Here is a 13,133-nt window from a genome sequence, read left to right on the forward strand (position 1 = left end):
ATGTCGCCGTTCACCAAACCAAAGTAAGTAAAGGTCAGCGATGGGTTCTCTTCACCATATACCTTGGATTGATCGTCAGCCGTGATGGTTAGGGAAGCTTTGGTCACCTCAAGTTCACCTGCCTTAAGGGTGATGTCGTAATTATCATCGGAGCCGCCATCCAAACTAACCGGATAAGTGCCCACTCCTGAGCTGGCCAAAGCAGTTGTACTGATGCCAGGCTCGGTGGAAACCTCCGTGTCGCCGTTAACTAAACCATCATAGCTAAAGGTCAGGGCTGGGTTTTCCTCCCCATATACCCTGGACTGGTCATTAGCCGTAATGGTAAGGGAAGCTTTGGTCACCTCAAGTTCACCTGCCTTAAGGGTGATGTCGTAATTATCATCGGAGCCGCCATCCAAACTGACCGGATAAGTGCCCACTCCTGAGCTTGCCAAAGCAGTCGTGCTAATGCCCGGCTCGGTGGAAACATCCGTGTCACCGTTCACCAAACCAAAGTAAGTAAAGGTCAGCGATGGGTTCTCCTCCCCATATACTTTGGACTGATCGTCGGCGGTGATGGTAAGGGGAGCTTTGCTTATTGTAAGCTCACCTGACTTAAGCGTGATGTCGTAATTGTCATCAGAGCCGCCATCCAAGGCTATCGGGTAAGAACCCACTCCTGAACTTGCCAATGCAGTCGTGCTAATGCCCGGCTCGGTGGAAACCTCCGTGTCACCGTTCACCAAACCAAAGTAGGTAAAGGTCAGCGATGGGTTTTCCTCCCCATACACCTTGGACTGGTCGTCAGCAGTGATGGTTAGGGAGGCCTTGGTCACCTCAAGTTCACCTGCCTTAAGGGTGATGTCGTAATTATCATCGGAGCCCCCATCTAAACTGATGGGATAGGTGCCCACCCCTGAGCTGGCCAATGCAGTCGTGCTGATGCCTGGTGCGGTGGAAACCTCCGTGTCGCCGTTCACCAAACCAAAGTAAGTAAAGGTCAGCGATGGGTTCTCCTCTCCATATACCTTGGATTGATCGTCCGCCGTAATGGAAAGGGCTGCCTTGGTCACTGCAAGCTCCCCATCATTAAGCGTGATATCGTAGTTGTCATCGGAGCCGCCATTCAAGGTGATCGGATAGGTGCCAGCCCCTGAGGACACATTAGCTACTGTTGAAATACCTGGTGGATCGGCAATAGTATCTTCCTCATTTACTAATCCTTGGTAAGTGAAGGTTAATTCGGGATTTTCTTCCCCATATACTTTGGATTGGTCATCTGCTGTGATGGTCAATCCTACTTTTCCTATCGTCAAGGTTCTTTCCACCGGAGGTGCTGGGAAATGGGTGTCATCTCCCTCCTGAGTGGCGGTAATGGTTACAGTGCCAGCCTTTAGGATCGTTGCCTGGTTTCCGGAGATACTTAAAATGCTAGAGTCATCTGCGATGTATGTAATGGGTAGTCCTGTATCCGTTTTCTCATCCCCTAGCAAAAACGGCCCATCGCCGTAGCTTTTAGAAACAACTTCCGGGAAGGTAATGATTTGCTCAAACCTGTTGAAAGTGTTAAAAGTCCAGGTTTTGGATGTCCCCGCAAACCCTACAAAATCATTATCATGTTCATCTTTTACAAATCCGGGAGAAATCCCGACTGAAACCTTGGTATTTAGAGGTAAAGGCTCATCAAGGACTATGGATAAACTCAACTGGTCTCCTGATAATTCAACGACATCCCTATCCTCTTGAATAGAGAGGTCGAATATCTTTAATACTGCACCCCCATCGTTTAGGGTAAGGTATCCGGCATCGCCAAGCACCACCTTTTCATCAAAGCTGAGGGTCAAGGTAGGCTGTAATTCTACCTCGGTTTCATTTTTGGCAGGAAGATAAGAGGTAACAACAGGTGGGTTTTCATCGGTGACCGTAATGGTAAATTCCTGCTCCGAATAGCCATCTGTGTTTTCGGCACGAAGTACCACGGGATGATCTCCTACATGAGTTTTGGTGGGTGTTCCTGTCAAAACTGCACCCGTCTGAAGCCGAAAAACTTCATTTGTATTAAATTTTGAATAAACTAAAGCCCCACTTGAGGTGAATGATAAACTCCAGATATCGTCATTTGTGTTTTCGGAAACCAATTCAAAAGATGAAAAGTCGGAAGTATATTTTCTTACTCCCCCATTAGCCATAGATATATAAAAACTCCCTAAGGCATCCAACCTGATAGAGGTGGGCATGTTTGGCAAACTTGGTATCACAGTGGTAAGTGAATTACCATCGTACTTAATGATTGAATAATTCGTGTACGTAGCGATAAAAATGTCATTGTTATCGTCCAATACTAAACCAAATGGCCCAGCAACAGGAACTCCGTTATCTGAATTTATGATTACCTCAACATTTTTAGTGGTTTCATTTATTTTTAATATTTCCCTTTCACTATAATTGGTAGCATATATAAATCCGTCCTTGTCTGTCAAAGAAAGAATTCCTCCTTGCCTTGTCAAAAATACTTCCTCACTGGCCGCGGGGTTATTTAAGGGGATTCGGGTAATAGAATTCGAAAAATTCAAGTATCTTGGTATATATACATACCCATTTGCTATATGGAGAGCATAAACAGCACTTGAGATCAACCCTGATTTCCAGGAAGTAGTGGTTCCATCGGGAGCTATTTTAAAGATTTCTGTTCCGTTTTGACGAATTGCAAAAATATTTCCTGACTCGTCTCCTGCCACCCCAGATAACCTCTCACCTTCAGGTATATCCCCATATTGAGCCGCAGTTCCCTGTCCATCGGCATTAAAACTTAACCAAGCCGGCAAGGTAGGGGCTGAAAGGCTAGTCTTTTGATCTTTTTCAATGGACCCCACCACATTATAGAGGTACTCCTGATCGTAAGGTACAGAAGTAACCGGGGTGCTGGTTATGGAAGGTATTGATACGGTAGGTGTTAAGGTCACAAAACTTTCTTCTGAGCCATAAGATGTACCTTCGGCATTTACCCCATAGGCCCTTACAATAATGGTCGAACTGGATGGAAGGTCACTTACAGTTTGAGAAAAAGCCCCTACTCCTTCACCCATGGCCACTTTATTATCAGAGGTGGTGGGCTCACTGGATGTTGACCAAACTATGCCCCTTTCTAAAATGGTAGCACCGCCATCATCCGAAATAGTGCCTCCCAAGTTTGCCTCATTTGAACCAATATCGGTGGCAATTGCCGTGGAAACAGTAGGCAGAGATGGCCCAGAGGCCATAGAAAGCACCAATTCAGGCTTATTTGTGGATTCTCTGGAATTTATACCAACATAGGAGTTGCCATTATTATTTCCATTTAACACCAGGGTGACAATTTTATCTCCGTTAAATTCATTTTGGACAAATGAAGTGACATCTATTTCTACCCATCCGTTCGAATTGATATTGGTTTGACCTAAAGGATGGTCTTTAGAGGGAACAGTTGCGGTAGTTTCAACCCAACTATCGTCATTAGAACCAAAAGCTTTAAGGAAAATATCCGCTCCTTCAGAATAGTTGACATTCACCCTTAGCTTTGCTTCTTGAACAGAACCAGTTAGGTCATGAGGAATTATAAATTTCATGAACCCTTCCATAAATCCATACCCCCAGTTCGGTTCATTCCCTATGTATAAAGTATTATCATTGGGGTAATTACCTTGATCGTCAATAGCAGAATCCATTACGGGGTTTATCACCAATGGACCTGAGCCATCAGTAGTAGTAAAAGTTATCTGATTCCCATAGGATGTCCCTGCACTATTAATGGCATATGCCCTGGCATAATAGGTAGTGGTGAGACTCAACCCTGAAACCTGTGATGAAAAAGCTCCTGAACCATTGCCCATAGTCGTTTTAGTGTTTGCAACTGTGGGGTTGGGAGAAATTCCATACACCACTCCCCTTTCGGTTATGGTACCTCCCCCATCATTGGTTACATTTCCTCCCAAAATGGCCATGGTCCCAGCTACATTGGAGGCATCGGAGGTGTTTACTGATGGAGCTGAGGCCTTTGCAGGACCAACTATTAAATTGTCAAGATAAAGTTCAAATAGGCCTGAAAACATCAAGGATACGCTGGTAACATTTTCGTCCTTGGATAAATTTACTGTGGTGTTCCGGCCGTAAGTTTCACTGGATGTGCTTGAGCCAATATAGTTTACCGTTAGGTAGGGAGGAGTGTAAGCACTGTGATTGGAATTGGTGTACTTTAACCAAACCCCATAAAACTGAAATCGCTCCCCATCTTTTCTTCTAATATTTACCGAGGTGGTAGCCGCAGTACTATAGTGAAGACAGGAGCTATTGTTGAAACCTCCTGAAGAAGAAAATGCCCAACCGCCATTTCCTCCGTTTGTCAATACGTATACCACACCTCCAATAGTTACCTCTGCAGTAGTCTTCCATGAAGGCACTGAGGGATGTGAAATCAAGGTAGGTGATTGATTAAAATGTTCAGTAGTCTGTGCAGAAACTGAATTAATGATTAGTCCAAAATATAGGAGTGAAAAAATCAACCTGATTGAACAAAACTCCAAAGCAACAAACTGGTTTCGTTTTTGATTTTTGATTCGGTTGAAAAATAAATTAGTAATGCTTTTTACCATTTTAAAACAATTAATGTTAAAGAATTTTCCCCTGTAATTATGCTTGTAAAGCAGAACAAAACTTCGCCATAATTCAACATTTACATGTTTCAAAAGCGGTTTTTGAAACATAAAGTCAGAGAACACCAAAAACTTTAAAACCAAATGCAAAAAGGACTGGGTGAAAAAATGAAGGTTTTATGTCGTAAAAAATTTGCCCACCCAAATTTTCTTAAAATCACCGGATTTTCGAACGGTGGCTCTATAGTATGGGAAAGCAACTATACCAAAAAAAGGTACTGCAAAACTGAAAGTCACACAGGTAAATTTAAGTTGAAGTTGTATTCTTCAGAAATTGATAGTATATACTTTTGAGTGATTAACTTAGAACAACTTCAGAACATCCTTGAAAATTTCCCAAACTTATTCAGCTTAAAAAGTACTCCATAAAAGCTGCAAATTTTTATATTTCGCTTCCTTCTTGAAATCGCTTCCAATATTCGTTGGGACCACAACCAAACTCCTTTTTAAAGGCATTAAAAAAAGTGGTCCGGCTATTGAATCCAGCCTCCTTTCCAAGTGCATCCAGGGTATAATTATCCAAGTACCCTGATGTAATTTCATCCTTAGCGAAATTCACACGGTAATGGTTGATCAAATCTTTAGTAGACTTATCCAAACATTTTTTGCAAACGGCACTCAGGAACCTTGGGCCTACATTAAGTGTGGCCGCCAATTCCAATACAGAAAGCCCAGCCTGCTTAAAACACTCCTCTTTTTCCAAAAGATCCAAGACTCTCTTCGCAATTAATTGCTCTTCCTCAGTTACTTCACCCACTTTTTCCACCATAAGGGGGACAGTTTTATTTTCCGGCTCAAAAAGTGAAGGGGATAAAGCCAGGTCATCGAATTGATAGACATATTCCGGCCGCAAATGAACATAGATATTAAGCAGTGCAATGGATAACAAAGTGGCGAAAGTAAATATCTTAATCATGACTCCCATGTCAATATTCATGTGCAAAACATCCAAACTAAAAAACACCCGGTAACCGAGATAGGAAAAATTGAAGACCCCAAAAATAACCACTGCCACAAAAAGCCAATCTTTGAGTTTTTGGCGGTTGACACGAACCATCCAATCAGGCCTAACCCGATATAATAAAAGAAGACTATAAATAAAATAAACGGTCATCAGCAGCACCATAAACAAATTGACCCAATCGGTAGGCAAAAAACCATGTGCTATAAGATCCAAATTACCAGGGTTTTTTACCACTTCCTCAGCCAATTCTAATTTCGTTTCATAATCCAAAAGGTAAAATGGCATCAGGTCCAACCCATGCAGAAAGACAGGTATAAAATGGAGGTAATCTTTTTTCTCCAGCCCTTTTCGGTCAAAGAGGGAGTTGCGAACAAAAAAATAGAAGAACGGACCTGAAAAGAATAAAAGAGGATTTGCCGTCCGCATCAAATGGGGATAATCAAGAATAATCCCTGCATGAAACCATAGAAAATGGGCCAAAAAATAGAGGGATAAAAAGAAAAGTGCCGCACCCAACATATCATTTTTTACCTTTCCCCTGCTTCCTCTTAGCACCAATGCCAGACCGTTAATGGTTGAAATAGACAACAAAAGAAGGATAAGCAGTAAGGATAGTTCCATTCAGATAAAATGAATTTTTTCAAGTATAAGTCAACAATAAATAGAAACCAACAACAAAATTACGGTCGTGAATTAAATTTGAAGTTAATAAAAATCCTTAAATTTTATAAGAAAAGAAAATAGGGATTACACAGGTTGATATAAAGAACTTATAGTGAGTAATTTAAATCTTCATCTATACTTTCAATGGAATACAAGTTGCCCTATTTCGAGGTAACTGTGGGCAAGGGTTACGATTCCGATAACCATATTAGAAATTATTTGTTGTCGATCAATAAAAGGATGATTAAAAAACGATTTATAGACAAACCTTTACGACATTAACTTTAAAAAATATAAATTAATTAATCTTACAGCTAATTTATTAGGTTTAGTTGTTTGAATAATTTCTTTTATTTACCTTTATAATCCTATACCTTATTGTATAAAATCGAGCACGTGGTAAGAGAGCATTTTGAGAGGATTAAGGCGCATTCGAGAATCCAGAGGGGATTGGGAAGCTATCCCCATTGAAAGACAAAGTAGAATCCCATGAAATCGAGCATGAGGAGAACCTCACACGTAGGGATGATTATAAAACATGCGAAGATTCCATCTGACCGCTGAAAAGAAATTATAAACAGATGAAATCGAGCCTGCCTGGACGGCAGTCAGGCACGACGAGCACGTCACACACTGGGATGCCCCGGATAGCTATCGGGGAGATGCGAGATTCCCCCGAAACGAGTTCCCCGAATCAAGTTCGGGACAGGCAGGGGCAGGCTATATGACCGCTAAAAACAAATTATAATCATATGAAAAAAAATCTCTCTTACTTAGTAATCACGTTATGTTTTTTAAGTTGTAATGGGTTGGAGGAAACTTTTGAACAACAACCAAAATCGTTCGAACTTGCCGAAATTCGATGGAAACGAGTGGAAAATGACAATAGTGAATTAGTACAAATAACACTCCCCGAAAAAACCTATTCTAACCACAGCAATACACTAATGGAGGTGGAAATAGATCCGTTAAGTGAAACCAGAGGATCCTCAACATTTAATTTTGTGGACTCGATTGGGTTTCACAAGTTGAACTTGGAGCCAACTCATATAACACCACCAACCAACCCTGATTTGTTGTCAGAAAGCTATTCCTATATCAGTGGGGGAAAAGAGGTGTTGTTGGCAACTGAACCGCAGGAACTTCCCTTCTCTATTCACTTTTCGGATTCATATACTGTCCCTGCCCATGCGGAATTAATCTATACCGCTACTTTATACCTGAGAGAAGTTAAGTCAGGTTTTTCTACAAAATTCAAAGAAAAAGAAAGCGGGGTTTTTCTAGAACTGGAAGGATTATGGCAGGGTACGGTTTATGAAAGGCTTGAGACATCCATAATCGTGAACAATCTGGAATAGTTGCGAATTTTTATCATGTCTAAATTAGTTTTTTGTCTTGTAAAGAAACCAATACAGGTGAAACTTTCGGTTTTTAGGAGGGATTTGCCAACATTCGGATTTATCATCGCATAGTTTGCTGCTCCTATATGACATGTAAGGTAATCTAATAAGGATATCAACCTATTCATTATTAAAATGAGAAAGATCAATTACAACGGAAAAAAATTCAAAGTGGAATCCAACTCATCTGGTGGAGAGCTGGAGGAAGGATTAGTCTTTGAATACTGGCAATCAGGGATGGTACTTTCCTGTACTTATTCCGGGTCTACTATTCTTTCAGGCCATATTTTGGGAAAAGTGGACACCGAAAACGGGGAACTCCATTTTGTTTATCATCAAATCAATACAGAGGAAGAACTTTCGAGTGGCAAATGCCATTCCAAGCCCGAATGGCTACCTGATGGCAGAATCCGCCTGCATGAGTCTTGGAGTTGGATATCTGGTAAATCAGGTAAGGGAAAGTCCACTCTGATCGAAATATAATTACTGATTTTTTTGATCACCCTATGATGACAAAACCATTTTGATCACGATGATTGGTAAAAATGGTTTGATCATGAAAAAACCTTTACAACCAAAAATCAATTCTAAACGAGCAGATGTCATTTCTTCTTGGATGATTCTTGCGCTACCATTAATTTTATTCCTTATTGCCTGTGACCCCAATGATGGGGATGAAATCCCACAGGATTTAAAAATATCACTGCAACCAAGGGATACTGAAATCGAACAGAATGGAGTAGTACGTCTTACGGCCAGCAGCAATCCCCGAACCAATGCAGCACTCACTTATAAATGGAGCATGAGCGGTAAATATGGTAGTATAAACGATGATCCGAACCATTACCAATTTGAAGAACAAACCTCGCAGGGAAGCTCATCGGTGGAATATGTGGCCAACCCAATCGGAAACCCAGGTGGTGAGGATAGGGTAATCGTGGAAATTTTCAATTCCTTGGGAACACTCTTGGATGTAGATACCACCCATGTGACTGTAAAAAGACATGAGCCACAAATTGTACACGGGGTCAACTATGAGTATATCACAGAGGGGTCTATGCCCGGCAGAATAAATATTCTTTTCGTTAGTGCATTTATTTTTGAGATAGTCCCGGGTTTTACACACTATAAAATGACAGTAAAGGAACCTGCCGGAGAAGGGTGGAGCACTGGCCCTCCTGGCACCAGTTTTGTCCACTCTATCAGAGGGGCATTAGTCGATCAGGAGCAACTTATCAAAGGCTATGGATCAGATATATTTGGCCTAGGTAAAACGAAATATGCGCTGATAGGAGCGGGACCTTCTTATGGAAACTTTGATGGGAGTGATTCCCGACAGGTGCAGAACCTTGAAAGGATGCGACAGCATGCTGCTAATCGAATAATTGCAGTGTATAGTGTGGAACCTGCAATATGATCAATTCCGTTAAAAACCTTAAGAAAATCACAATCTAAATTACTATCATTTAATTTCCTTTACAGAATTAACCCTATTCCCTACATTTCAACCCTAAATGTTTCTACTTGAAAATGAAATAGGATTCATTACCCTATCCAACTTTGATTTATTATTAAATTTGATTTATTTAGGGTGTCCATTGTTTTAGTATAGTTAGGGGGGTGTTAAAATGGTTTGGGGTTTATTTATCAGCCGGTTAGGTAGGTTTAGATGCTTTGGGTTCGCATTATGTCTATTCTTGTATGTAACGCTGATAAATGTGACCTTAGGGCAAGTCCGTGCGATTGACCTGAGGCATTATTCCAATGAGCATGGATTGGAATTGCCCATGGTCAATGATTTATTCCTAAATGCAGATGGATACCTATGGCTTTCCACCTTGGGGGGACTGGTTCGTTTTGACGGTACTGATTTTTTAAGTTTCGAACCGGAAGGAAGGGAATCCAAGTCCATCAATTTTACCTGTGCCGTTTCCGACGAAAAGGGAACTATCTATGCCATAGGTCAAGACCGATGGGATCAAAAACACCTTTTTTCATTACAGCCTGATTCAGGAGTGCTGGTCCCTGTAGAAAACAGCAGTCTTTTCCCTATGGCGATCAAGGCCTTGTTACCGTCTAATTCAGGCGAATTCTTGGTAATATCCCTGGATGAGCAAATTTATCAATATGCAGAAGGCAAGTTAAAATGGGTTTTTAAATCTCCCGATCAAATCCCCATTATAAATGTTAAAATCAACCAAAAAGAGTTTCTCGTTCAAAATTCCCACCATGAAATTTTCATAGTGGATCAGGAAGTGAATAGCAAACGGCTGGATCCTGATGAATTGCCCTCGATTGAACCGGTGCATTTTGATGGGGATGAAAAAATAATTGGAAGTCTAAAAGTAGACATAGAGGAGGAGCAATTTTTTACTGCTCAGCCCAGTCTTCTTCCATCCCCAGTTTATCCCTTTCAGGCAGGAAAGTATTTTAGGTTTCACCAAGAAAGCCGGAATGTGACCTGGATCTTAAAGAACAAATCCATATTCTGCCATGATAATAATTCCGGCGATTGGAAGGATTTCAGTGATCTCCTAAAGGATTTCCCCAAGGCTCAGGGCATAAAATGTGCTTTGGTGGATCCATTTGACCAAGTGTGGATTGGCACCAATGACGGCATATTCGCCTTGAAGCCAAGTTTTTCAATAAGCAAATCCCTGTTCACAAAAAAAGACCATTTGGGAAATGCTTTCAGTTTCCGGGGAATAACAGAATGGAGAGGCCAAATTTACGCCAATAGCTATTCCGGAAAAGTGAACTATGACCCTTCTGGTGAAGAGGAATCTCTGTTTTATAAAAGCAAAGTGGACGTTCACAAGTTGGCCGCCCATTGCAGTAATGATACATCGCTTTGGTTGGGCGAAGGACAAAAATTGTTAAGGTTTTACGACCCCAACACCCCACCGCATACTTATCCCCTTCCTTCTCTGGAGCCTTTTCCTTATAAAAGCCTTGAAATATGGGCAATTTCTGAGGATACATTAGGAAAAGTATGGATAGGGACCAATGCGGGTTTGGCGGTTTTGGACAGCCCGGATGGTCCCATCCGTTTTCTATCCTCTCCCTCAAACCCTTCCCAACCAGTGGCGAAAATCAATCACATTCACCCCACAAAAAATGGCCTTATCCTGGCCACTTCCTTGGGAATACGGTATTTTGACTTCGTAAACGGCTTTCAAATAGAGAATAGGCAACATTTATTACTCGAAAAACTCACAGAAGGAATTTCCATTTATCACCTTCATTTTGATAAAAATGGGGATATGTGGTTAGCTAGTCATGGGGAAGGCCTGATGCGATGGAATTCCGACTTCTCCCTTCTTAATAAGTTTGGGTCTTCCTCCGGATTTAGCAATAAGCACCTCCATGCTATCTATGAAGACCATAAGGGTAGAATGTGGATACCATCTGAAAATGGTCTGTTTCTGTTTTACCCAGATGAATTAAGGGCAATTCGCTTCGGAAAGGCCAATGGGCTTTCTGATGAAGAGTTTAACCGTATATCCCATTTCCGTGCTAAGGATGGTACCATGTATTTTGGGGGAGTAGCAGGAATAAATGTGATCAATCCTTCAGATTTTTATCAAACCCACCCCGACACCATTCAGCCCCTTGCTTTGGGAACTGCACAACTCACACATTCTACCCAGAAAAAATCAGAAGATATTTCCCTTGCAGTAAAGGAACAAAACCCTATCCCATTGAACGGCAGCACCACCGGGCTTACACTCACCCTACTTAATCTTGGAGGCTTTGGGGAATTTGAATATAAATGGAAAGAGGAGGACACAGCTTGGCAAAAAACAGATGCAACGCAAATTTCCCTAACCAAATTTCCGAACCAGGCGGATGAACTTTTGATAAGGGCTATTGATGATGTGGGCCAAATTAAGGGATACTTGGCTCTGCCCCTACATTTTCAGCAGGACAAAAAGGGTTGGGGTAAGCTCCCACTTTGGCTTTCTGGCATTGTGGTAGCTGCTGGTGTTTGCTTTATCCTATACAGACAAAAAATAGATAAAAACACCCTTCCCATCCACCCTACCCCAAAACCAACCTTTATCGCCACTCAAAGTGTGGAAGAACCCATTGATGGGTTTGTGGAAAAATTAGAAGAGATCGTACGCAAAAATATTTCTTCCCCTGAATTTGGGGTAACCCAACTCAGTGAGGCACTTTATGTAAGCCGCAAGAGCCTATACCGCAAAACCAACCAGCTCCTTGGAAAAAACCCCAATGAAATCATAAAGGAAATACGACTGGAATATGCCAGGAATCTTTTGTCCATCGCTGAGTTGAACATTGCCGAAATCACCTACAAGTCTGGGTTCGGATCCAGCAGTTATTTTTCAAATTGCTACAAAAAACACTTCGGCCTTACCCCAAAAGAATACCGCAAGCAGCTAAGCCAGGAAAAGAAAAGGGCTTAAGTGCTTGAGCCTTGTTCAATGTCCCCAATTTTATATTTTTTGACCCAAAATCAACATTTTTTTGGGGACAAAACACCCACATTTACAGGGTAATCCAATTGATCAACCATGAAAAATAGTTTACTCATTTTGTTAATGATGGGGCATTTTTATGCTGCCTATTCCCAAATGATCGCCAGTGAGGCAGGTATAGGTATTCAGGGCATAGCCCGAGATGCTAACAACAATGCCCGTTCCAATGAGGACATTACCCTAAGGTTTACCCTCTACTATTTAAACGAAAACAATGCGGAACAGAATATTCTGGATGCAAGTCAGAACTTGCGCACGGATGCTTTCGGGGTGTTTTCGCATGTGCTGGAAATAGAACAACAATACTATCCTATTATAGCCTATTACGAGGCCTTTCTCAAAATTGAAGAGGGCACCAATGTGATCTCAGATGAAAAGCTCAAGCAGGTTCCCTATGCAGTGAGTGCAGGAAACGGGGTGCCCACGGGATCCATTATGCCTTACATAGGAGATACAGCCCCACATGGATGGGTCTTATGCCAGGGACAAGACATATCGAATGTTCCGGGTTCTGCCAGGCTGAGGGATCTTTTAGGTACAGCCACAGTGCCCGATCTGAGGGGGATGTTTTTAAGAGGTACGGGGAAAAACCAGGAATTTGGAAATGAAGGGCCAGGTTTATTGCAAACGCAAGAAGACATGGTGGCATCTCACAGTCATGAGGCTGGAGAGGATTTGGTGACTGCAAATGATGGGGGGCATGAACATAGGCTGCCAACAGATGGTAATACCGACCCAAATTTGAACAGGCAGCACAGAACCATACTATATAACACAATAGTAGCTAATTCTGCTGCATATTTAAACTTCACCACACAACCTGGGACTGGTGAGCACTCTCATCAAATTGAAGGAACCACCGCGGAAACCGGCGGTGAAGAGACGCGTCCCATCAATATGGGGGTGAATTACATTATCAAGCTGTAGGCCAAAG

Annotated in this window: 7 protein-coding genes; 5 read left to right on the plus strand and 2 right to left on the minus strand. The window is 41.8% G+C overall.

The features are described from left to right. Positions 1-4,436: MBG domain-containing protein (locus DB520_RS24655; RefSeq protein WP_232835141.1), on the minus strand; the 4,436-nt coding region annotated here is incomplete at its 3' end. Between the two features lie 616 nt (positions 4,437-5,052). After that, a complete protein-coding gene (locus DB520_RS24665; RefSeq protein ID WP_114752462.1) occupies positions 5,053-6,255 on the minus strand; it encodes a helix-turn-helix domain-containing protein in 1,203 nt (400 codons plus the stop codon). Positions 6,256-7,049: 794 nt separating this feature from the next. Between DB520_RS24665 and DB520_RS24670 the strand changes: the two genes are divergently transcribed. The 5 genes from DB520_RS24670 (at position 7,050) to DB520_RS24690 (ending at position 13,126) form a co-directional block, all read left to right on the plus strand. Beyond that, positions 7,050-7,655, plus strand: a complete 606-nt coding sequence (locus DB520_RS24670; RefSeq protein WP_114752463.1) for a hypothetical protein — start codon at positions 7,050-7,052, stop codon at positions 7,653-7,655. A gap of 177 nt (positions 7,656-7,832) precedes the next feature. Then, on the plus strand, positions 7,833-8,180 hold the full coding sequence (locus DB520_RS24675; protein ID WP_232835142.1) for a n-acetylglutamate synthase: 348 nt from the start codon (positions 7,833-7,835) through the stop codon (positions 8,178-8,180). 73 nt (positions 8,181-8,253) lie between these two features. Beyond that, positions 8,254-9,114 (plus strand): hypothetical protein, encoded by an 861-nt coding sequence (locus DB520_RS24680; protein ID WP_157972239.1) that lies wholly within the window; start codon positions 8,254-8,256, stop codon positions 9,112-9,114. 301 nt (positions 9,115-9,415) lie between these two features. Continuing rightward, the gene (locus DB520_RS24685; RefSeq protein ID WP_157972240.1) at positions 9,416-12,127 is read left to right on the plus strand and encodes an AraC family transcriptional regulator; all 2,712 of its coding nucleotides are present in this window, start codon (positions 9,416-9,418) and stop codon (positions 12,125-12,127) included. Positions 12,128-12,235: 108 nt separating this feature from the next. Continuing rightward, positions 12,236-13,126, plus strand: a complete 891-nt coding sequence (locus tag DB520_RS24690; protein WP_114752466.1) for a tail fiber protein — start codon at positions 12,236-12,238, stop codon at positions 13,124-13,126. The last annotated feature ends 7 nt before the right edge of the window (positions 13,127-13,133 follow it).

Source organism: Pleomorphovibrio marinus (assembly GCF_003347495.1).
Taxonomy (GTDB): Bacteria; Bacteroidota; Bacteroidia; order Cytophagales; family Cyclobacteriaceae; genus Pleomorphovibrio; species Pleomorphovibrio marinus.

Excerpts from the sequence above, each read along its gene's own strand:
- DB520_RS24665 (WP_114752462.1), bottom strand. The coding sequence starts at position 6,255 with ATGGAACTATCCTTACTGCTTATCCTTCTTTTGTTGTCTATTTCAACC.
- DB520_RS24670 (WP_114752463.1), top strand. The coding sequence starts at position 7,050 with ATGAAAAAAAATCTCTCTTACTTAGTAATCACGTTATGTTTTTTAAGT.
- DB520_RS24675 (WP_232835142.1), top strand. The coding sequence starts at position 7,833 with ATGAGAAAGATCAATTACAACGGAAAAAAATTCAAAGTGGAATCCAAC.
- DB520_RS24680 (WP_157972239.1), top strand. The coding sequence starts at position 8,254 with ATGAAAAAACCTTTACAACCAAAAATCAATTCTAAACGAGCAGATGTC.
- DB520_RS24690 (WP_114752466.1), top strand. The coding sequence starts at position 12,236 with ATGAAAAATAGTTTACTCATTTTGTTAATGATGGGGCATTTTTATGCT.